This window comes from Fictibacillus sp. NPDC058756, from assembly GCF_042746035.1.
GTDB lineage: Bacteria > Bacillota > Bacilli > Bacillales > Fictibacillaceae > Fictibacillus.
In genome coordinates, this window is record NZ_JBHYPU010000001.1 from 1 (window position 1) to 23018 (window position 23018).

General features: G+C 40.8%; 20 protein-coding genes and 1 rRNA gene. 12 read left to right on the forward strand and 9 right to left on the reverse strand.

What is annotated here, in order from left to right; translation table 11 throughout:
- From ACFW35_RS00005 to dnaA, 9 genes are all read right to left on the reverse strand, one after another.
- Window positions 1-314, reverse strand: a 16S ribosomal RNA gene (locus ACFW35_RS00005); the annotation flags it as partial.
- A gap of 276 nt (window positions 315-590) precedes the next feature.
- Window positions 591-1694 (reverse strand): HD-GYP domain-containing protein, encoded by a 1104-nt coding sequence (locus tag ACFW35_RS00010; RefSeq protein WP_379842866.1) that lies wholly within the window; start codon window positions 1692-1694, stop codon window positions 591-593.
- An 89-nt stretch (window positions 1695-1783) separates the two neighbouring features.
- Window positions 1784-4327, reverse strand: a complete 2544-nt coding sequence (gyrA, locus tag ACFW35_RS00015) for a DNA gyrase subunit A (RefSeq protein ID WP_379842867.1) — start codon at window positions 4325-4327, stop codon at window positions 1784-1786.
- 146 nt (window positions 4328-4473) lie between these two features.
- A complete protein-coding gene (gene gyrB / locus ACFW35_RS00020; protein ID WP_379836970.1) occupies window positions 4474-6420 on the reverse strand; it encodes a DNA topoisomerase (ATP-hydrolyzing) subunit B in 1947 nt (648 codons plus the stop codon).
- A gap of 32 nt (window positions 6421-6452) precedes the next feature.
- Entirely contained in the window at window positions 6453-6722 is a 270-nt protein-coding gene (gene remB / locus ACFW35_RS00025) for an extracellular matrix regulator RemB (RefSeq protein WP_066294449.1), read from the reverse strand.
- 10 nt (window positions 6723-6732) lie between these two features.
- On the reverse strand, window positions 6733-7854 hold the full coding sequence (recF, locus tag ACFW35_RS00030; protein ID WP_379842869.1) for a DNA replication/repair protein RecF: 1122 nt from the start codon (window positions 7852-7854) through the stop codon (window positions 6733-6735).
- Window positions 7855-7865: 11 nt separating this feature from the next.
- A complete protein-coding gene (yaaA, locus tag ACFW35_RS00035) occupies window positions 7866-8081 on the reverse strand; it encodes a S4 domain-containing protein YaaA (RefSeq protein ID WP_077361026.1) in 216 nt (71 codons plus the stop codon).
- A 320-nt stretch (window positions 8082-8401) separates the two neighbouring features.
- Window positions 8402-9544, reverse strand: coding sequence for a DNA polymerase III subunit beta (gene dnaN / locus ACFW35_RS00040; protein WP_379842871.1), 1143 nt, complete (start codon window positions 9542-9544; stop codon window positions 8402-8404).
- Between the two features lie 171 nt (window positions 9545-9715).
- Window positions 9716-11071 (reverse strand): chromosomal replication initiator protein DnaA, encoded by a 1356-nt coding sequence (gene dnaA / locus ACFW35_RS00045; RefSeq protein WP_379842872.1) that lies wholly within the window; start codon window positions 11069-11071, stop codon window positions 9716-9718.
- A gap of 938 nt (window positions 11072-12009) precedes the next feature.
- Here dnaA and rpmH point away from each other — a divergent pair.
- The 12 genes from rpmH (at window position 12010) to ACFW35_RS00105 (ending at window position 23016) form a co-directional block, all read left to right on the forward strand.
- Window positions 12010-12144, forward strand: coding sequence for a 50S ribosomal protein L34 (gene rpmH / locus ACFW35_RS00050; protein ID WP_007201576.1), 135 nt, complete (start codon window positions 12010-12012; stop codon window positions 12142-12144).
- A gap of 187 nt (window positions 12145-12331) precedes the next feature.
- Window positions 12332-12679 (forward strand): ribonuclease P protein component, encoded by a 348-nt coding sequence (gene rnpA, locus ACFW35_RS00055; RefSeq protein WP_379836962.1) that lies wholly within the window; start codon window positions 12332-12334, stop codon window positions 12677-12679.
- Between the two features lie 3 nt (window positions 12680-12682).
- Window positions 12683-12910 carry a membrane protein insertion efficiency factor YidD gene (gene yidD / locus ACFW35_RS00060; RefSeq protein ID WP_077361018.1) on the forward strand — a complete coding sequence of 76 codons (228 nt, stop codon included), beginning with the start codon at window positions 12683-12685 and terminating at the stop codon, window positions 12908-12910.
- Window positions 12911-12947: 37 nt separating this feature from the next.
- Entirely contained in the window at window positions 12948-13718 is a 771-nt protein-coding gene (spoIIIJ, locus tag ACFW35_RS00065; protein WP_066294438.1) for a YidC family membrane integrase SpoIIIJ, read from the forward strand.
- Entirely contained in the window at window positions 13715-14347 is a 633-nt protein-coding gene (gene jag, locus ACFW35_RS00070; protein WP_379842874.1) for an RNA-binding cell elongation regulator Jag/EloR, read from the forward strand. The genes spoIIIJ and jag overlap by 4 nt, the downstream gene beginning before the upstream one ends.
- A 182-nt stretch (window positions 14348-14529) precedes the next feature.
- Window positions 14530-15906 (forward strand): tRNA uridine-5-carboxymethylaminomethyl(34) synthesis GTPase MnmE, encoded by a 1377-nt coding sequence (mnmE, locus tag ACFW35_RS00075; RefSeq protein WP_379847334.1) that lies wholly within the window; start codon window positions 14530-14532, stop codon window positions 15904-15906.
- Window positions 15907-15927: 21 nt separating this feature from the next.
- On the forward strand, window positions 15928-17814 hold the full coding sequence (gene mnmG, locus ACFW35_RS00080; protein WP_379842876.1) for a tRNA uridine-5-carboxymethylaminomethyl(34) synthesis enzyme MnmG: 1887 nt from the start codon (window positions 15928-15930) through the stop codon (window positions 17812-17814).
- A 237-nt stretch (window positions 17815-18051) separates the two neighbouring features.
- A complete protein-coding gene (gene rsmG, locus ACFW35_RS00085; RefSeq protein WP_379842877.1) occupies window positions 18052-18768 on the forward strand; it encodes a 16S rRNA (guanine(527)-N(7))-methyltransferase RsmG in 717 nt (238 codons plus the stop codon).
- Window positions 18769-18895: 127 nt separating this feature from the next.
- Window positions 18896-19759: a nucleoid occlusion protein gene (gene noc, locus ACFW35_RS00090; protein ID WP_379842879.1), complete on the forward strand. Its 864-nt coding sequence runs from the start codon at window positions 18896-18898 to the stop codon at window positions 19757-19759.
- Window positions 19760-20193: 434 nt separating this feature from the next.
- Window positions 20194-20967, forward strand: a complete 774-nt coding sequence (locus ACFW35_RS00095) for a ParA family protein (protein WP_130292699.1) — start codon at window positions 20194-20196, stop codon at window positions 20965-20967.
- Window positions 20948-21778 carry a ParB/RepB/Spo0J family partition protein gene (locus ACFW35_RS00100; RefSeq protein ID WP_379842881.1) on the forward strand — a complete coding sequence of 277 codons (831 nt, stop codon included), beginning with the start codon at window positions 20948-20950 and terminating at the stop codon, window positions 21776-21778. Before ACFW35_RS00095 ends, ACFW35_RS00100 begins: the two co-directional genes overlap by 20 nt.
- A gap of 86 nt (window positions 21779-21864) precedes the next feature.
- A complete protein-coding gene (locus tag ACFW35_RS00105; protein WP_379842882.1) occupies window positions 21865-23016 on the forward strand; it encodes an aminotransferase class V-fold PLP-dependent enzyme in 1152 nt (383 codons plus the stop codon).
- Window positions 23017-23018 lie beyond the last annotated feature (2 nt).

Genomic DNA, 23018 nt, shown 5'->3' on the forward strand with positions numbered 1-23018 from the left:
GATCACCCTCTCAGGTCGGCTACGCATCGTCGCCTTGGTGAGCCGTTACCTCACCAACTAGCTAATGCGCCGCGGGCTCATCTGTAAGTGTCAGCCGAAACCGACTTTCAAAAAAGAAACATGCGTTTCTTTTTATTATCCGGTATTAGCCCCGGTTTCCCGGAGTTATCCCCGTCTTACAGGCAGATTACCCACGTGTTACTCACCCGTCCGCCGCTAAATCAGAGGAGCAAGCTCCTCTTCATTCGCTCGACTTGCATGTATTAGGCACGCCGCCAGCGTTCATCCTGAGCCAGGATCAAACTCTCCATAAAAGTGTTTGACTTGCTCTCGTTTTAAAACTGACGGAATTAATTCTTAATTCCTTACCTTTGCTTTTGTTCAGTTTTCAAAGAACTTGTTTGCGTCACTTGTTTTAGCGACTTTAATAATATACCACGCTAAACTGTCAGAGTCAATAACTTTTTAAAACTTTTTCAATTTAATTCGTTATCAACTTAAAGTGTTGCAGCGCTGTTCTTAAGACAGCTTGATTAGTCTACCATGGATAAAGCCAGGTTACAATACCTAAAAACAAAAAAGCTTCTATCCTAAGATAAAAGCTCTTCTATAAAGAGATCATTCCTTGTTTTTAAAGCGATGAATTCACCGTTTGAGTCTAATTTGACCATCGGACGTGTAGGCTGGCTTTCTTCTATAAAGACAATTTCACCTACTTCATGATTAGTAAGTTTAACACGGCTGCCTGTTGAGAAGGTTGATAGCCCGGATAACAGTGCACGTATAACTTGATGATCGAACTTTCCGAACTGATCCTTCATCATCATTTCGAGTACTTTGAATGGTGATTGCTTACTTCGATACGGACGTTCAGCTGTCATCGCCAGGTACACATCTGCTACAGCAAGAATTTTGCTGAATGGATGCAGTTTGCTTCCTTGAACTTTTAACGGGTACCCTGAACCGTCTTCCCGCTCATGATGCTGCAGAACACCGAGTAAAACTCCTTCTTTTATAGAGGGTATCTTTTTAAGCATGTTATATCCGTGAATGGTGTGTTTCTTTACCTCATCAAACTCTGCAGGTGACAGCGCGACGCTTTTTTTCAAAAGTGTCGGCTGAACTTTGGACATTCCGCAATCCGACAAAACGCCAGCAAGACCTATTTGGATACAGTCTCCGTTTGAATAATTGAGCTTCTTTGCTAAAAATGTGCTCAATATCCCAACAGAAATTGCATGATGATAAATATAATCCGCGCTTGTGGCATAATGATGCAGCAATAAAATCTCTCTAGGGAAATTTGAACCTTCTTCAAGAACTTGTAAAGCAGCCTGGCGAACCTCCAACATATCTAATGAGCTTCCGGACTGCCAATTCGTAAATAATTGCTTATAGCGTTTGACCGTTTGCAGGTACATGCTCGGAAATGAAGAGATATTTTCTTTTTTAAACTGCAAAGACGTTTTCTCTTCTAGTTTGGCAGCAGGGGGTGCTGTATTTTCCTTTATGCTGTTTTGGTTCAATCCTGAATCATTAAGGATATCAATCTCCTCTATATTAAAACGAGTAAGTACTCTTAGATGTTCTGAATTTATTACGGTATTTTTATTAACGATCGGCTGACTCGTCATCGAGAAAACATCTTGAATCAGCATTTGGCCAATCTTTGCCTGACTCGTTTTAATTTTCATACAATAAACTCCTTTTGTCGGAAAATTCATAGTTTAATTGTACATATAAAAAAGAGGAAAATGTATACTCATTTTCCTCTTTTAAGAAATTATTCGTTATTCTCTTCGTTATTCTGTTCAGGATCATTTTCAGAAGCTGGCGATTCTTCCCCTTCAGTTACGATAGGTTCGCCATTTTCATCTAATAATTCTTCTTCTGTTTCTTCTTCTCGTTCTACAACGGCAACAGTGGCAACATGATTGCTGTCATTCATAGACATCAATCTTACACCTTGCGTATTACGGCCCATTGTTGAAATACCAGAGATGTTCATTCTGATGATGATTCCTTTTGCCGTAATAATCATCAAGTCTTCTTCATCCGTAACAGTCTTCAAAGTAACGACAGGACCGTTCTTTTCAGTTATATTAACTGTTTTGATCCCTTTACCGCCGCGTGACTGCAGACGGTATGCACTCATCGGTGTCCGCTTGCCGTAACCTCTTGTTGTAACGATCAGGATGTCCTGTGTCTCATCCAATACTTCCATTCCAACAACTGCATCATCTTCACCTAGAGTAATAGCTTTAACACCTGTAGCTGTTCTACCCATAGATCTTACGTCTGTTTCCTGGTAACGGATGGACATCCCTTGTTTTGTACCGACGATAATGTCTTTAGTACCGTCTGTTAAACGTACACCCATCAATTCATCTTCATCTCGAAGATTGATAGCAAACAGTCCGCCTTTGCGGATATTGCTGTATGCAGATAATGGAGAACGTTTTGTTATTCCCTGTTTCGTCATAAAGTTAAGGTAAATTTCATCACTTTCCATATCCTCAACAGGGATAACAGCTGAAATCGTTTCACCCTGCTCAATTTGCAGCAGGTTGATGATCGGGATACCTTTTGCTGTTCTACCGTACTCAGGAATCTCGTAACCTTTTAAGCGATAAGCTTTCCCTTTATTCGTAAAGAACAGAATGTAGTTATGAGTATTTGTTGTAAACAGCTGTTCAACAAAATCATCTTCACTGGTGCCCATTCCTTGAATCCCTTTACCACCGCGTCGCTGTGAACGGTAAGTGGAAATCGGAAGACGCTTAATATAGCCTTTGTTCGTCAGCGTGATTACGATATTTGAACGCGGAATTAAATCCTCGTCCTCAATGCTGTTGAATCCGACAGAAATAATGGTACGTCTTGGGTTATCATATTTTTCTTTAACCTCAGTAAGTTCTGTGCGGATGATTTCAAGAATTTTCTCTTCATCTGCTAAAATTGCTTTTAATTCAGCGATCAAAGCAACAAGCTCACTATATTCGTTCTCGATCTTGTCACGCTCTAAACCTGTTAAACGCTGTAAGCGCATGTCTAGAATAGCTTGAGACTGCTCATAGCTTAATTCAAACTTCTCCATCAATCCGTCACGAGCAATATCAGTCGTCCTGGAACCACGGATCAGTGCGATTACTTCATCCAAGTGATCAAGTGCAATACGCAGACCTTCTAAAATATGAGCTCTTGCTTCAGCTTTCTTAAGGTCAAACTCCGTACGGCGGCGAATGATCACTTGCTGATGCTTGAGGTAATGGTAAAGAAATTCTTTAATGTTAAGAACTTTCGGCTGCCCGTCAACAAGTGCCAGCATGTTGATACCAAAGCTTGTCTGAAGAGCTGTTTGTTTATATAAATTATTTAAAATAACATTTGCATTCGCATCACGGCGGACTTCCATCACGATACGCATACCGTTTCGGTCAGATTCATCACGCAGGTCTGTGATACCTTCAATCTTTTTATCACGAACGAGTTCAGCGATTTTTTCAATGAGACGGGCTTTGTTTACTTGGTAAGGAAGCTCCGTAACGATGATTGCTTGCTTTCCGCTAGGCATTTCATCGATTTCGGCTTTTGCACGGATAATAATTGAACCTCTTCCGGTTTGATATGCCTTGCGAATTCCTTCACGTCCTAAAATTTCCCCTGCGGTAGGAAAATCAGGGCCTGGAATAATTTCCATCAGTTCAGGGATTGTGATGTCTGGATTTTCACTTACTGCTAAAACTCCGTCAATTACTTCTCCAAGATGATGCGGCGGAATATTCGTTGCCATACCAACCGCGATTCCAGCAGCACCATTAACGAGCAAGTTAGGAAAGCGTGCAGGCAATACAACCGGTTCTTGTTCAGATCCATCATAGTTATCTTTGTAGCCAATTGTGTCTTTGTTGATGTCGCGCACCATTTCCATGGCGATCTTCGACATACGCGCCTCAGTATAACGCATAGCTGCCGCAGCGTCGCCGTCGACAGAACCGAAGTTACCGTGGCCGTCGATCAGCATGTGGCGGAAGTTGAAATCCTGTGCCATACGAACCATCGTATCGTATACAGCAGAGTCGCCGTGAGGGTGGTACTTACCGATTACCTCACCAACGATACGTGCAGACTTTTTATAAGCTTTATCAGCTGTCATACCAAGATCGTTCATGGCATAAAGAATACGCCGGTGAACAGGCTTTAATCCGTCACGTACATCTGGCAATGCACGGCTGACGATAACGCTCATGGCATAATCCATGAAAGATGTACGCATTTCCGTACTAATATTTATTTCTTTAACCCGGGAACGTTCCATTTCAGACATTCGTTTTACCTCCATAACCTCTTGAAAAACAGGTTTTTAAAGCCCTCTAATTCGGCTTTTAAACGAACCGAAACTGGACCTAGTCCAGCTTCAGCATTTTCTATGTTCAGCTTCAGCACCTAAAAATAATGCTGAAACATTCTTAATTAAATATCTAAATTCTTTACGTACTGTGCGTTTTCTTGAATGAAATCACGGCGGGGTTCTACTTTATCTCCCATCAAGATCTCAAACGTTTCGTCAGCGGCCATTGCATCTTTCATTTCCACTTGAAGCAATGTACGTGTTTCCGGATCCATTGTCGTTTCCCACAGCTGGGTAGGATTCATCTCACCAAGACCCTTATAGCGCTGCAGCTGCGGCTTTGGAACTTGCGGAAGTTCAGCCAATAATTTTTCAAGTTCTTTATCATTGTAGGCATATTCTATGCGCTTGCCTTGCTGCACTTTATAAAGCGGCGGCTGAGCGATATAAATATATCCGTGTTCAATGATCGGGCGCATATAGCGGAAAAAGAATGTTAAAAGAAGTGTACGAATATGCGCACCATCAACATCTGCATCTGTCATGATAATGATCTTATGATAACGGGCTTTTGTAATATCAAATTCGTCGCCGATACCTGTACCTAAAGCCGTAATAATGGCACGGACTTCGTTGTTCGAAAGAATTTTGTCCAGTCTTGCTTTTTCAACGTTAATAATCTTACCGCGAAGAGGCAAGATCGCTTGGAAATGACGGTCACGTCCCTGTTTTGCAGATCCGCCGGCAGAGTCACCCTCAACCACGTACAGTTCAGAGATGCTTGCATCTTTTGAAGAGCAATCTGCCAGTTTCCCAGGTAATGAAGAAACTTCTAATGCACTCTTGCGGCGCGTAAGCTCACGCGCTTTTTTAGCAGCAACACGTGCACGCAGCGCCATCATACCTTTTTCAACGATTGCCTTTGCTACAACCGGGTTCTCAAGCATGAAAGATGAGAACGTCTCAGAAAAAATAGATTCAGTGATCTGTCTTGCTTCAGAGTTTCCAAGCTTTGTTTTCGTCTGCCCTTCAAACTGAGGATCAGGGTGCTTGATCGAAATTATCGCTGTTAACCCTTCACGGACATCTTCACCTGTAAGGTTGGTGTCGTTGTCTTTAAATAAGTTATTCTTTCGTCCGTAATCGTTGATTACACGAGTCAGAGCTGTTTTAAAACCAGATTCGTGCGTTCCGCCTTCGTGTGTGTTGATGTTGTTCGCAAAAGAATAGATATTGCTTGCATAGCTGTCATTGTATTGGAACGCGATTTCTACTGAGATGCCATCTTTTTCACCTTCAACAAAAATCGGCTCTTCATGAAGTACTTCACGAGTACGGTTAATATGCTCAACGTATGACTTAATACCGCCCTCATAGTGGTATTCCTTCACTTCTGGCTCTTCCCCGCGTTTATCTTCTGCAATGATGCGAAGACCACGGTTCAAGTAAGCAAGTTCACGAATACGATTAGAAAGAGTCGGGAAATCATATTCTAATGATTCAGTAAAAATTTCTGGGTCTGGCTTAAAGTGTGTGCGTGTACCCGTCTTATCTGTTTCGCCGATAATTTTCAAGTCTGCAGTCGGTACACCGCGCTCATATGATTGATAATGCAGTTTCCCATCACGGGATACAGTAACTTCAAGCATTGTGGACAGCGCGTTAACTACGGATGCACCTACACCATGGAGACCTCCGGATACTTTATATCCGCCGCCGCCGAATTTACCGCCGGCATGCAGGACAGTCATGATAACTTCCAGCGCTGGTCTTCCCATTTTTTCATGCATACCAACAGGAATACCGCGTCCATTATCTTCTACAGTGATGCTGTTGTCCTCTTCAATCGTAATGCGAATCGTATCACAGTATCCTGCTAACGCTTCATCGATTGAATTATCAACGATCTCCCATACAAGATGGTGCAGACCGCGTACATTTGTTGCACCAATATACATCCCAGGACGTTTTCGGACGGCTTCTAGCCCCTCAAGTACCTGGATATTACTTTCATCATAATTTTGCTGATGCTCTAACTTTTGTTCAGTCGTCAATTGGTTCACCTTCATTCCGGTTTAAAAACGCTTTATTTATAAAACCTTTATTTTATATTCCAGCCATTTTCAAGTTCGAGGCGATCAGAGGCTCTCTTTTTTAATGTAGAGGCAGAAAGGGGAGACAAATAAATCGTTTTGTCAGTAATAATTACGGATTTTGCAGCATTCCCGCTCAAATCGGTCAATGTCTGATTCTTTTCATGCTTTTTAAGAAATTCCTTCGCAAGCTCTGAAGTCTTTAACGCATTGATATCCAATATAGCTAGTACATCTTTAGAATGAATAACTTCTTCATCACCTAAATGCAAAAGCAAATCCCTCACCTCATTTCAAACGTTCTATGGAGCCTGAATGAACTTGATAGGTTGCGGCCTTTTCCAATGTTTCATGATGAATTCCTTCAACACTGGTCGTAGTAACAAAGGTTTGAACTTTCCCTTGGATGGTATTTAACAGATGAGATTGCCTGAAGTCGTCTAATTCAGAAAGTACATCATCCAGCAACAGAACAGGATATTCTCCAACTTCTGAATGAATTAAATCGATTTCGGCGAGCTTCAGTGAAAGAGCAGTCGTCCGCTGCTGTCCTTGAGAACCAAATGTTTGTACATCTTTCCCATTTACCGAAAACAGCAGATCATCCCGATGGGGTCCAAATAAAGATGTGCCCCGCTCAATCTCTTTTTCTTTTATTTTACCAAATTTCGAATGAAATGCTTCTATCATTTTCGACAAATCGGGTTCATCGCATACCTCTACGGCAGGTTTGTAATGAATTTTTAAGCTTTCGAGCCCTCTCGATATGCCACGGTGAATCGGTTCTGCCCATCCTTGCAGCTTCTCCATGTATTTCATGCGTTTCAATGTAATTCTTGCCGCTTTATCTATAAGCTGTTCTGTTAATATCTCAAGCATCGTCATATTTTCGGTGCTTTTATTTCGATACATGTCTCTCAAAAGAGAATTTCGCTGAGACAATATCTTTTGATACACAGATAAATCGTTCAAATAAACAGCGTTTACCTGGCCAATTTCCATGTCAATAAAACGACGACGCACCTGCGGACTGCCTTTTACAAGATTTAAATCCTCAGGTGCAAACATGACCACATTAAAGTGTCCGACGTAATCTGTTAAACGTCGCTGTTCAATGCGGCTGATTTTCGCTTTTTTTCCTTTTTGTGATATGACGAGGCTCAAATCAAAAGAACTGTTTTTCTTTTTGATGCTACCCTCTATTTTAGCATATTCTTCGTCCCAAGTTATTAACTCTTTATCTTTTGACGTCCGATAAGACCTCGCCATGGCCAAAACATAGATCGATTCCATGACATTCGTTTTACCCTGGGCATTTTCGCCAAGGAAAACATTGACCTTATTTTCAAAGCTTAAAGACTGGTCTTTATAGTTGCGGTAGTTCCTCAGATAAAGCTCTTCAATATGCAAAGGGATACCCCCTATTCCGTTGTTACCTTGAACTCTCCTATATCTGGAATGGACACGACATCACCCGCATATAGTTTTTTCCCTCGGCGTGTTTCATGTTCTCCGTTCACAAGAACTTCATGTTCTGCTAAATACCATTTTACCATGCCTCCCGATTGGATGACATCGGTTGTTTTGAGCAGCTGTTGAAGCGTTATAAATTCTGTATTGATCTTTACGTTTTCCATTTTAAAAACCTCCTGGCTATTTTCTCTTTGGCAACAGGGAGTGTTACTTTTTAGTAAGCACTTTGACTCTTTTCTTCTCGCAAAGTTGATTGGAGTGGAAGGTGCAAGACTCCTGCGGGATCAGTGGGACAGGTGAGACTCCTAAGGTTGCGAAGCGACGAGGAGGCTCACCGCACACCCTGCGGAAAGCGAAGCACCTGGAGCGGAAGTCAACCACCTACACGAACACCATAGTTTCCATCGTTCTTACTAGTATCTCCAAAAAACGATTCTCTTAGAAAAAGAAAAGAAAGCCGCCGGTCATCCGGCAGCTTCATATTTTAGTAAGTTCTTACCGGCAGGATTAACTGGCGGATCGTGTCTTCTGAGACAGGCTGGATAAGGAACGGCCGCATAGCACCTGTGAAAAGAATGCTGATCTCAGAACAGTCCATAACCTTAAGTGCTTCCATCACATACTTTGCATTAAAAGAAATTTTCAATTCTTCTCCATCAATGTCTTCAGCAATCATATGTTCAAAAACTTTACCAATCTCAGGCGAGTTCGATGATAGTTCGATCGTTTTGTTGTCCAGTGTTGCTAGTTTAACAACATTGTTTCTTCCTTCTCTTGCTAATAAAGAAGCTCGGTCGATCGCTTGCAAAAACTCTTTTGTTTTTAAAACAAATGTTGTTTTGCTTTCAGATGGAATAAGCTTTGAAGTGTCTGGGTAGTTTCCATCCAATAAGCGGGAGAACAATAAAATGTTCTTTGCTTTAAATAAAATCTGATTGTTCGTAACAACAATTTGTACTTTCTCTGCAGATTCATCAAGAATCTTAGAAAGTTCGTTCAAGCTCTTTCCTGGAATAACTACATTTTGGAAAGATAACTCTTCTGCTTGTGAATCAATTGGCATTTTACGCTCTGCTAATCTGTGGCTGTCTGTTGCAATACAGTTAAGCAACCCATCAGATAATGTCCAGTTGACACCAGTTAAGATCGGGCGTGTTTCTGAGGTGGACACCGCAAAGACAGTTTGGCGGATCATTGTTTTAAGCAGATCGCTTTGAATTTCAAAAACAAGATTCTCTTCAATCTGCGGCAAACGCGGATATTCTTCAGGATCGAGTCCCAATAAACTGAATTCAGATGCACCTGAGCGAAGAGTTGTTTCGAAACGCTCTCCAACTTCGATCTCTACCGAATCATTTGGCAGCTTTTTAACGATTTCTGAGAAATAGCGTGCTGGAAGAACAACACTTCCTTCTTGCTTTACCTCAATATGTACAAGATCTCCTTCTTCAGTCGGTATCAATCTTTCAATGGAAATATCAGAATCACTACCAGTTAAATGCACACCTTCATAAGTCACTTCCATTTTTATTCCTGTTAAAATCGGAATTGTTGTTCGTGATGAGACGGCTTTCATGACATCCTGAACTGCTTCAATCAATTGGTTTAATTGAATCTTAACTTTCATTGTTTTACCCCCCTGATATTAATTAAAATCTTTTAAAAAAATAGTAGTAATAGTACTAGGCGCTGTGAATGTGTGGATAACCCGTTCGAAACAAGATAGAACAGCCTATCCACGTGTGGACAGACTGTGTATAAAGTAACAGTAGTTATTCACAGTATTCAAGGTTGCTATTTAGATCGATTTTAACTGATCATGAATTTCTTGTACTTTTCTTTGCAGCACTTGATCTTTAATAAGCAATGTTGAAATCTTATCATGTGCATGAAGAACCGTTGTATGATCACGGCCTCCAAACTCTTCCCCGATTTTAGGAAGTGAGTTATCAGTTAACTCTCGTGAAAGATACATAGCGATCTGTCTTGGAAAAGCAACTGATTTTGTTCTCTTTTTCGCCGTGAAATCTTCGAGCTTAACGTTATAATGTTTGCCGACTACTTCTTGTATATGATGAATGGTAAGAGTTCTTGGTTTTGCTGACGGTATAATATCACGCAGTGCTTCTGCAGCCAAATCTGCGTTCATGTCTTGATTAATTAAAGATGAATAAGCTACAACACGTATAAGTGCACCTTCAAGTTCACGAATGTTTGTATCGATTTGATTTGCGATATAAAGCATAACTTCATTTGGAATGTCCAGGCCTTCAGCTTTCGCCTTTTTTCGCAGAATAGCAATCCTTGTTTCCAGATCTGGCGGCGTAATATCCGTGATCAATCCCCATTCAAAGCGTGAACGGAGTCTGTCCTCTAATGTAGGAATCTCCTTTGGAGGACGGTCACTTGAGATTACAATCTGTTTGCTTTCTTCATGCAGTGCATTGAATGTATGGAAAAATTCCTCTTGAGTCTGTTCTTTTCCCGCAAGGAATTGAATATCATCTATAAGAAGCACGTCCACACTACGGAACTTATTGCGAAATTCAACGGTTTTATTATCTCGAATAGAATTTATGAATTCATTTGTAAATTTTTCTGATGATAAATAAACAACTTTTGCCCCTGGATTATGTTCCAGTACATAATGTCCGATCGCATGCATCAAATGCGTTTTTCCTAACCCGACTCCACCATAAATAAATAGCGGATTGTAAGCTTTCGCCGGTGCTTCTGCTACAGCCAGTGATGCAGCATGCGCAAAGCGGTTTCCAGAACCGATTACAAACCGGTCGAACGTGTACTTTGGATTTAGCATACTTTGAGAAACTTCTTCGTGAGGTTCATTTGGCGCTTTTGGTGCTTTTTTCATCGCCAGCTCCAAGTCTAAATCTAATTCTGACTGATTTTGTGGAATGATGAACTTTACATCCAATGCCGCACCAGTAACGTCCAGCAAGGTTTCTGAAATAATGCCAGCATACCTTGATTCCAGCCAATCACGCGCAAATTCATTAGGTGCTGTGATAACAAGCGTATCATTTTGCAATGCATGGGCTGTTGTCGATTTTAACCAGGTTTCAAAGCTGGGCTTACTAACTTTTGTTTCTATAGCCGAAAGTGCTTTGGACCATAGGTCATTAATGTTTTCCAACCAATTTACCCCCCTTATCTCTTCTAAGTCATCCTATTTCAGCAGTCGTTTCCCCTGTTGTTTAAGGTTTGTACATGCAATGAATACCTATGCATAAAAATAAAAGTCCACATGATATGTGAATGATAATTAATATAGTAGATAATAGGATTATAAACAGCCATACAGTGTTTGTGGACAACCTTTTTAACAGTGAATTAAAACTGTCCACAACTTTATCCACAGCATGTGAATAACTTTGTATAGCTAAGATGTTATTAACGAGTTAAAACACAACAAGCATATCAAAAAAAAGTAAGCTTGGCAACGGATTATTGTTACTTATCCACAACGCCCATACCTTGTGTAAAGAAGTTGTCCACAACACAAGATTTTGTGTAAAAGATGTCGATAATTGGTGTGGATAATGAAAAACGTGTCGAAAAAGATGTCCACAGACAAGAGGATAGAGTTTTTTGAGAACGTTGTAGAATGCTAAAGTTAATTATGAAGTTTCAGCCTGTAGATCTTAAGTAACTTACATAACCCGATGCTTTTTTTAAAAGGCATTTTATAAAAAAGTTACTTTGGGGTACTTTTGTTTTTTTCAATGACAAGTTGATTGAAGTGGAAGGTGTGTGCCTACCACTTGTGAAGCATCTCGCAAGGCATGCGACGAGGAAGCTTACTGCGGTAGAATTAACTTTTAGACACAGGAGCAAGAATACTTCCTTGAGGCTGGCAGGTGAGACACTTAAAAGTGAAACGTTAAAAATGTGGCTCACCGCCTGCCCCGCGGAAAGCGAAGCACCTGGAACGGAGATCAACTACTTTCAAGAGCAACAATATATGCGAAAATAGCTTAAAACTTAAAACCACCTTGACAAAAGAAGAGGTGAGTCATTATACTTTATTAGACTGTCTTTTATAAGAGATATCCTCAGGGAGGTGTAATATACATGAAACCTACATTTCAACCGAACAACCGTAAGCGTAAGAAGGTACATGGTTTCCGTGCACGTATGGCTACTAAGAACGGTCGTAAAGTTCTAGCTCGCCGTCGTCAAAAGGGAAGAAAAGTGTTATCCGCATAGGCCACTGACATCAGTGGTCTTTTTTTACTTTTATAGACCTATCCGCTCACTCTGTTTCGTATTTTTTAGTACAGAATAATTCAGTTTTTGTCTAAAACATGTTTTACAAAACTAAATTAAACCGATACTGGAAGAGATCGCAGGACAATGGAATGAGATTGCTTAAATTGATGGAGTGTTAAATGGAATGAAGAAAGAGCAGCGCATCAAAAAAAATGAGGAATTTCAAGAAGTCTTCAAAAAAGGAAAATCAACGGCTAATCGCCAATTTGTTATATACAGCTTAAAAAAAGAGGACCAAGAGGTTTTCCGTATTGGTCTGTCTGTCAGTAAAAAGGTAGGAAAAGCTGTTACGCGAAATCGCATCAAACGCTCGGTTAAAGAGATTTTTCATAAATACAGCGAACAATTGCTGCCAGGCAGGGATTACGTTGTTATTGCGAGAATACCGACAGCGAATATGGATTTTCATGAAATTGAAAAAAGTTTACTTCACGTATTAAATCGAGCGAACGTTTTTAAAAAGAGGGTGTAAGAAGTGAAATCCTTATTTATAGGGATTATACGTTTTTACCAGCGGTGGATCTCTCCGATGACTCCGCCTTCATGCCGCTTTTATCCGACTTGTTCGCATTACGGTATAGAAGCTTTCAGGCAGCATGGTGCCATAAAAGGACTTTGGCTGACGGTTATCAGAATTCTGAAGTGCCATCCTTTTCATCCCGGGGGCGTTGACCTCGTGCCTGAAAAAAGAGACAATAAATAATTGAGATGAGATTTATGATTTTAAGGAGGATAAGAGTGTGCGCAAGAAAATAGGTTTAATAATTGCCCTTTTCGCACTCATGGCTGTCCTATCAGGATGTGGAACGATGGATCCTGTTACAGAAGACAGCACGGGAATTTGGGACACGTATTTTGTTTATCCATTATCATGGCTGATCACATATTTTGCAGATCTGACTGGTGAAAATTATGGACTAGCTATCATTATTGTTACTTTATTGATTAGAACGGCTTTGCTTCCTTTAATGATAAAGCAAACTAAAAGTTCTAAAGCGATGCAGGAAATTCAGCCTGAAATTCAAAAACTTCGTGAAAAATACAAATCAAAAGATGCAAACACACAGCAAAAACTGCAGCAGGAAACAATGGCATTATTTCAAAAGAATGGTGTAAATCCGCTTGCAGGCTGTTTGCCATTACTTATTCAGATGCCTATTCTATTAGGTTTCTATCATGCAATTATGCGTACAGAAGAAATTGCTAATCACAATTTCCTTTGGTTTGATCTAGGAGATCCAGATCCTTATTTTATTTTGCCGATAGTTGCAGGTCTTACAACATTCTTGCAGCAAAAAATTATGATGGGCGGAATGGACAACCCAAATCCGCAAATGAAGATGCTTTTATACATCATGCCAGTCATGATCGTTGTATTTGCGATTAATTTCCCAGCTGCATTATCTTTATATTGGGTGATCGGTAACATCTTCATGATTGCACAAACATATTTCATTACGACCCCAATGAAAAAGAAAGAAAATCAAGTTGATGGGGGAGCTAAAAAGTGAAAAAGGTACAGGTAACAGGGAAAACGGTTGAAGAAGCAGTAGCAGCAGCACTAGAACAACTTCAGACTTCAAAAGAACAAGTAGCAGTGAAAATTCTTGAGGATTCCAAAAAAGGTTTTTTTGGACTCGGCGGGAAGCCGGCAGTTGTTGAAGTAACAGTGAAAGCTGATCCTGTTAAAACCGCGATCGAATACCTTCAGGATGTAACATCCAAGATGGGGGTGCCCGTTACCATTTCTCAGCGGCAGGAAAACGATCAACTAGTGCTTGACTTAACCGGTGAAAAAATTGCGATTTTAATTGGGAAACGCGGACAAACGCTTAATGCGCTTCAGCTTTTAACGAATATGGTTGCAAACTCAGATCCGGAAGCTAAGCATGTGAAAATTGTTCTTGATGCTGAAAATTATCGTACTAGACGGCAGGAATCGCTGGAACGGCTTGCTGAGCATTCCGCTCAAAAAGTGTTCATTACAAAGAAAAGCTTCGCGCTTGAACCGATGCCTGCTAATGAACGAAAAGTGATTCACTTAGCACTCAAAGAAAACCGGGATGTTGAAACAACTTCTGAAGGGGTTGAGCCATTTCGAAAAGTGGTTATCCGTCCCAAGAATATAATTAAAAGATAATGAAGCTTCAGAGGGTATTCCTCTGGGGCTTTTTATTTACTGCGGGCACATAATACGGTACACTATTTTTTATTGTGGATATTTATGTCCTTTTTTAACTACCAATTATCACAGCAGCCATTATAGGTCATACTAAATGATAAATAGATAGAGCGTTTTATAGGGAGGTTGAGGTGAAATTAATGGAATACGATACAATTACAGCTATTTCAACCCCGATGGGTGAAGGGGCAATTGCAATCGTTCGTCTTAGCGGTCCGGAAGCGGTGTCGATCGCTGACCGTGTTTATAAAGGTTCTAAAATGCTTGAAGAAGCCGACACTCACACGATTCATTACGGTAAACTGGTTGATCCGAAAACGAACCAGGCTGTAGAGGAAGTCATGGTAAGTGTAATGAGAGCTCCGCGAACTTTTACGCGTGAGGATGTTGTGGAGATCAACTGTCACGGCGGATTAGTTTCTGTTAACCGGGTGCTTCAGCTCATTCTGCAGCAGGGAGCACGTCTGGCAGAACCAGGAGAGTTTACGAAGCGTGCTTTTTTGAACGGACGAATCGATTTGTCACAAGCGGAAGCAGTTATGGACTTGATCAGAGCGAAAACAGACCGGGCCATGAATGTTGCTCTTAATCAGATGGAAGGCCGCCTTTCATCTTTAGTTAGCAGACTAAGACAAACACTATTAGAAACCATTGCCCACGTTGAAGTAAATATTGATTATCCAGAATACGATGCTGAAGAAATGACGCATTCTTTATTAAATAACAATCTTTTAACGGTAAAAAAAGAGGTAGAATCCATTTTGCAGACGGCTCAGCAAGGGAAGATTCTTCGTGAAGGTTTATCTACGGCTATTATTGGACGGCCGAACGTAGGGAAATCTTCGTTAATGAACGCGTTAGTTCATGAAAACAAAGCCATTGTTACAGATATAGCCGGGACTACAAGGGACGTTATAGAAGAGTATGTCAATGTAAGAGGTGTCCCTTTAAGGCTTGTAGATACAGCAGGCATCCGCGAAACAGAAGATATTGTTGAAAAAATTGGTGTTGAAAAGTCACGAAAAGTATTAAAAGAAGCAGATTTGATTCTGCTCGTTTTAAACGGAAATGAACCACTGTCCAATGAGGATGAAAATTTATTCCGTGCAGCCGCGGGGCTGGATAAGATTGTAATCATAAACAAAACAGACTTAGAAACAAACCTGGATATTGATCAAGTTAAAGTTTTAGCGGAAGGTTCACCTGTTATTGCCACATCATTAGTTAAAGAAGAGGGAATAGATGAACTAGAACAAGCGATAGCAAATCTATTTTTTGCAGGCGGAATTGAAGCACAAGATCTTACTTACGTATCAAACTCAAGACACATTGCATTGCTGCAGCAGACGATTCATCATATTGACGAAGCATTGGGCGGCATTGAAGCTGATCTTCCGATTGATATGATTCAGATTGATATTACAAGAGCATGGGAGATACTTGGTGAAATTGTAGGAGATACTGTTTCAGAAAGCTTGATCGACCAGCTTTTCTCTCAATTTTGTCTCGGAAAATAAAGAAGAAGGAGGTAAGAACACATGGGATATAAAGCAGATATTTTTGACGTTATTGTCGTTGGCGCTGGCCATGCAGGTGTTGAAGCGGCTCTCGCCTCAGCTCGTATGGGTGCAAAAACACTTTGTCTGACGTTAAATTTAGATACCGTAGCCTATATGCCCTGCAATCCATCTGTCGGAGGACCGGCAAAAGGGATTGTTGTGCGTGAGGTGGATGCACTTGGCGGCGAAATGGCTCGGAATATTGATAAGACGCATATTCAAATGCGGATGCTGAATACGGGTAAAGGTCCTGCAGTACGTGCACTGCGAGCTCAGGCAGATAAATATCTTTATCAGCATGAAATGAAGAAAACAATGGAGAATACTGAACATCTTACATTGCGTCAAGGGATGGTAGAACGTCTAATTATGGAAGACGGCATTTGTAAGGGTGTTATTACAAAAACAGGGGCAGAATACGAGGCAAAAGCTGTTGTATTAACAACGGGTACTTATTTAAGAGGAAAGATCATCATAGGTGAACTCGCTTATGAGAGCGGTCCAAACAATATGGCGCCTTCTATTAACTTATCGTATCATCTGCAGGAACTTGGATTTGATATGGTTCGTTTCAAAACAGGTACTCCGCCGCGTGTAAACAGCAAAACCATTGATTATTCCAAGGCGGAAATACAGCCTGGAGACGATGTTCCCAGAGCTTTTTCATATGAAACAACCGAATACATTACAGATCAGCTTCCTTGCTGGCTGACTTACACGGGGGATGAAACACATCAGCTGATCAACGGCAACCTTCACCGTTCACCAATGTATTCTGGAATGATCGAAGGAACAGGTCCTAGATATTGTCCGTCAATTGAAGATAAGATTGTACGTTTCAATGACAAGCCGCGGCATCAGATTTTCTTAGAGCCAGAGGGAAGAAACACTGAGGAAGTATATGTGCAAGGCTTATCTACTAGTTTGCCTGAAGATGTGCAGAAGAAAATTCTTGCTACTATTCCTGGTCTTGAAAAAGCTGAGCTTATGCGTGCAGGCTATGCAATTGAATATGATGCAATTGTTCCTACTCAGCTATGGCCATCTCTTGAAACAAAGAAAGTGAGCGGCTTGTTTACTGCAGGGCAGCTGAACGGTACAAGCGGCTATGAAGAAGCAGCCGGACAAGGGCTTATGGCAGGTATTAATGCTGCGTTAAAGGTAAAGGGTAAAGAACCCCTGATTCTTGATCGTTCTGAAGCTTATATTGGTGTGCTAATTGATGATCTAATTACAAAAGGTACGAACGAACCATATAGACTTTTAACATCGAGAGCTGAATACCGTCTTTTATTAAGACACGACAACGCTGATCTGCGATTAACGAAAAAAGGTTTTGAAATCGGACTGATACAGCAAGAACGGTACGAACGCTTTGAGGAGAAAAAAGCACAGATCGCAAAGGAAATTGAGCGTTTAGAACATGTTTCAATTAAACCATCAGAAGAGGTTCAGCAAGTTCTTGCAAAGGCTCAGTCTTCAGCGCTTAAAGAACCGATGACTGCTGCAAACCTGCTTAAACGTCCAGAAGTGACTTATCCTGTGATTCAAAGGTTAGCACCTGCAGAAGGACATCTAAGCGAAACTGTTTCAGAGCAGGTCGAAATCCAAGTGAAGTATGCTGGTTATATTGATAAACAGCTCGCACAGGTTGAAAGAATGCGTAAAATGGAAAACAAAAAACTGCCTGTTGACCTTGATTATATGGCGATAAACGGATTAGCAACGGAAGCTAAGCAAAAGCTGCACGAAGTACGTCCGCTTTCTGTTGGACAGGCATCACGAGTATCCGGGGTAAACCCAGCAGACATCTCTATTCTGTTGATTTACCTTGAACAGGGCAAACTGGCTAAGATTGCCCGTTAGAAGTAGTTGATTTTCGCTCACACGTACTCACTTTCCGCGGTGGGCAAGGTGAGCCTTGGTTAGAATTGGGGGCAAGGAGGTATTTGTGCTCCTGCGTCTACAAGACAATTTTTCCGAAGAGGGCTTCCTCGTCGCATGCCCTTCGAGAAGTTTACTCAGGTGGTAGGCACGCACCTTGCACTCCAATCAACTTTCTTTGTCAACGAAGGGTCTTCAAAAAAGGGGGACGCAACAAAAATGAATATTGAGATGTTTCAAACTTCCCTAAAGGAAAAGGGAATTGAGTTATCAGAAAAGCAGCTGTCACAATTCGAAAAATATTTTCATTTGCTTGTTGAATGGAATGAGAAAATGAATTTAACGGCAATTACAGAAAAAGAAGAAGTGTATTTAAAGCATTTTTATGATTCTGTTACAGCCGCTTTTTATTTTAATTTTAATCAGGACATTACTGTATGTGATGTTGGAGCAGGTGCTGGTTTTCCTGCTGTTCCGCTCAAAATTTGTTTTCCTGAGATCAACTTAACGGTTGTGGACTCTTTGAATAAACGAATCGGGTTCTTAGAGCATGTTGTAAAAGAACTTGGATTAGAGAATGTTTCAATGTACCATGATCGTGCCGAGACATTTGCTCACAGACCAGAATTCAGGCAGCAGTTTGATCTTGTTATGGCAAGAGCAGTTGCCAGACTTTCTGTTTTATCTGAGTTTTGTCTGCCGCTTGTGAAAAAAGGCGGACATTTTTTAGGGATGAAAGGTGCAAACCTTCCTGAAGAGGTAAAAGACGGCGAAAAAGCGGTTAAACTTTTGGGAGGAAAGATTGAAGATGTTCATTCTTTCCTGCTTCCGATCGAAGAAAGCGAACGGAACATTGTCATTATCGAAAAAGTTAATGAGACGCCTAAGAAGTTTCCGCGCAAACCAGGAACTCCTAACAAGTCGCCGATACAATAAAAATTTCCTGTGTTTCACGTGAAACACAGGTGCTACATAAAAGAAAGATTTTTACAGACTTGCAGGATTTTAGGACTAGTGGGACGAAATAGATTAACAGGCAGATTACAAAAGGTGGTGTATTCGCATGAAGCATCCTTTTTCACGTTTATTCGGCATCGGCGAAAAGAGCCAGCAGACATTAGATCCAGAACCAGCTGAAAAAAACGACAACGAAGAAGTACTTCAAATTCCGGTTCAGCATATTATTCCAAACCGGTTTCAGCCCAGAACGGTTTTTATAGATGAACGAATTGAAGAGTTATCACAAACCATCGAAGCTCACGGCATCATTCAGCCTATTGTTGTTCGCAGCATCGGAGAAGACCAATATGAACTGATTGCGGGAGAACGCAGATGGAGAGCTGTACAAAAACTAGGCTGGGAGAAGATACCGGCTATTGTAAAGGAAATGGATGATTCACAAACAGCATCCGTTGCTCTTATTGAAAACCTTCAGCGGGAAGAATTGACGGCGATTGAAGAAGCAATGGCCTACGCGAAGCTGCTGGAATTACATGGACTTACACAAGAAGGACTGGCACAAAAGCTAGGCAAAGGCCAATCAACGATTGCAAATAAGCTTAGATTATTAAAGCTTCCGCAATCCATTCAAGATGCTCTCTTGCAAAAGAAGATTACAGAACGTCACGCTAGGGCTTTAATTGTCTTAAAGACGCCAGAAAAAATGGAAATGGTCCTAGCGGAGATTCTTGAAAAGCAATTAAATGTTAAACAGACGGAAGATCGAGTGAAAAGAATGATAGAGGCTGAAACGGCAGAGAAAAAACCTCAGGCACGCCGTAAGTCTTACAGCAAAGATATGCGCCTTGCCATCAATACGGTGAGACAATCAGTAGATATGGTCGTTCAAAGCGGACTTTCAATTGATACTGAAGAAGAAGAGCACGAAGAATTCTATCAGTTTACCATACGAATTCCTAAAAATTAAGAGTTAAAACCATCAGCTAATCATAAGCTGGTGGTTTTTTGCATTATTTCCTCAAAAATATTGTTTTAAAATAAATACTCACTGTTAAAAGGTTGTTGCTTTTTAATTTTTTTGGATTATACTTCTTCGACTAGATGATTGGAGTGTAAGGTGCGAGACTCCTGCGGGATCAGCGGGACAGGTGAGACCCCGCCAGCGCGAAGCGATAGGGAGGCTCACCGCACGCCCCGCGGAAAGCGAGCACCTGAAACGGAAATCAGCCACTCACAAGAGCAGCGAAGTTTGCACAAAAAGCTTTTCTGAAAGTTTTTTACCTTTTATAAAAAACACCTTAGAAAAAATCTTTATTTTTCATTATTTCAATAAGTTATTTTAAAATCTTCATGATAGAATAATAGATAATTGATTGTTCATAAAGTGAGGTAGGTGACAACGTGGCGAAGATCATTGCAGTAGCCAACCAGAAAGGCGGAGTCGGAAAAACGACTACGTCAGTCAACCTTGGTGCATGCTTAGCATATTTCGGAAAAAAAGTATTGTTAGTAGATATAGATCCTCAAGGCAATGCGACAAGCGGTGTAGGAGTAGACAAAGGAGATATTGATCAATGTATCTACAATGTCTTAGTTGAGGATGTGGAAGTTAAAGATGTTATAGTTGAAACGATCTGTGAAGGTTTACATATTCTCCCTTCTACTATTCAGCTGGCAGGAGCGGAGATCGAACTTGTACCGACCATTTCAAGGGAAGTACGGCTAAAAAGAGCACTCGATCAGGTAAGCTCAAACTATGATTTTATTATTATCGATTGTCCTCCATCTCTGGGGCTGCTTACGATCAACTCTTTAACAGCATCAGATTCTGTCATAATACCGGTGCAATGTGAATATTACGCACTTGAAGGGCTTAGCCAGCTTTTAAACACGGTACGGCTTGTGCAAAAGCATTTAAATACTGATCTTATGATTGACGGTGTATTGCTTACAATGCTTGATGCACGAACGAATTTAGGCATTCAAGTAATCGAAGAAGTGAAAAAGTATTTTCAAGATAAAGTGTATGAAACAATCATACCAAGAAATGTTAGACTATCAGAAGCGCCAAGTCATGGAAAACCGATTATTATTTATGATCCGAAATCCCGGGGTGCAGATGTTTATTTAGATTTTGCGAAGGAAGTGATTGGCATTGGCGAAAGGGTTAGGTAAAGGGCTTGGAGCGTTATTACAAAATGAAGAAGAACAAGTCCAAGAAGTCAGTGTAAAAGAGCTTAGGCCGAATCCATATCAGCCCCGAAAAGTTTTCGACCAAAAAGCGATTGACGAGCTGAAGGAATCGATTCAGGAACATGGAATTCTGCAGCCGATTTTGGCTCGAAAAAGCATAAAGGGATATGAGATCATCCTTGGAGAACGAAGGTTCCGAGCTGCATCAGAAGCAGGTCTTAAGACTGTTCCTGTTATCATAAAAGATTATACAGAAGAAAAAATGATGGAAGTAGCGCTGATCGAGAATCTTCAGCGGGAAGACTTAAATCCTGTGGAAGAGGCTCAGGCTTACCAGAAGCTAATAGACCATCTTAAACTTACACAAGAAGAACTGGCTTCTAGAGTCGGGAAAAGCCGTCCGCATATTGCGAACCATATCCGCCTCTTGCAGTTGCCGAAACCCGTTTTAGAGCTTTTATCCAATGGCATGATTACGATGGGACACGGCCGTGCATTACTCGGCCTTAAGAAGAAATCAAAAATGCAGCAGGTTGTTCAGCGCATTCCAGATGATGGTTTAAATGTAAGACAGCTTGAGAAGCTCATTCAAGACATCAATATGAATGTTTCACGTGGAACAAAAAAGAAAACTGCACAAACGAACGTGTTTTTTAAAGAGAAAGAATCATCATTACGAGATCGTTTTGGTACAAGCGTTTCTATCAAAAAGTCAAAACGCAAAGGGAAAATTGAAATAGAGTTCTTTTCACAAGATGATTTAGAACGAATTTTAGATCTTTTAGAAAAGTAGTATGAAACCATCGCTGAGGTGGTTTCTTTTTTACACTATGGGTTATCTGAAAAGTAGTTTTCTCAACATGCAAGGAGGAAGAATATTTGTCTATCATCTATTTTGATCATGCAGCAACCTCATATCCAAAACCCCAAGAAGTCATCGAAGCAGTTGGACAAGCTGTTAACTTAGGAAATCCTGGCCGCGGCGGCCATTTCTTGTCTAAAGAAGCCTCGAGAGTTGTTACAGATGCAAGGTATGAGTTCGCTTCTTTCTTTGGCTGTGAGTCTGCTGAATCTGTCATTTTTACGAAGAGTGCTACTGAAGCAGTTAATCTTGTATTAAAAGGGTATCACTGGCAAAAAGGGGATCATATTATTGCTTCTGGCTTTGAGCATAACGCTGTCTATCGGACTCTTCATTATCTTGAAAAAACAATAGGTATCAGCGTCACTTATTTACAAGACAGTGAAGCACTTCATAAAGAAAACATCATCTCCAACATCACAGAGAGCACCAGGTTATTGATATGTACCCACGGATCAAATGTGGATGGAACACTTTTGCCAGTAGGTATATGGGGGGGAATTTCAAGAGAGTATGAATTAAAATTACTCGTGGATGCTGCTCAGACAGCTGGTGTTCATCCTATACATATGACAGACCAAAATATTGATTATTTAGCGATACCTGGCCATAAAGGGTTATTAGGTCCACAAGGTATAGGGATGCTGCTTTTAAACAATAAAGATACGTTGCTTTCTCCATTGATTTATGGCGGGACAGGAACATTTTCTGAAGAACCTGAACAGCCTGCAGAACTTCCTCACAGGCTGGAGAGCGGGACGTTGAATGTTTCGGGAATAGCAGGACTTCACGCAGGTGTTAAAGAGGTTTTACATAGGGGCTTAAAGAATATTCAAAACCATGAAGAAGAAATGCTTTATGATTTTTTGCAGAAAATCGAATCTATGCCTGAAATAAGCATAACCCAGCCTGCTTCATTTCCAGCCCGGCTTCCAGTTGTCTCGTTAAGAGTCAAAGGACTGGATGCTCATGAAATCGCGGTAATTTTAGATGAACATTACAATATTGCCGTAAGAGCTGGACTGCATTGTGCACCTCTCGCTCACAGCCGAGAAGGAACAAACAATGAAGGAACTTTGCGGATCAGCTTCGGTTATAACAATACAAAAGATGAAGTAAACACTTTGATCAGGGCTTTAAGGGAAATCATCGATGGTCTACTTGGATAGGA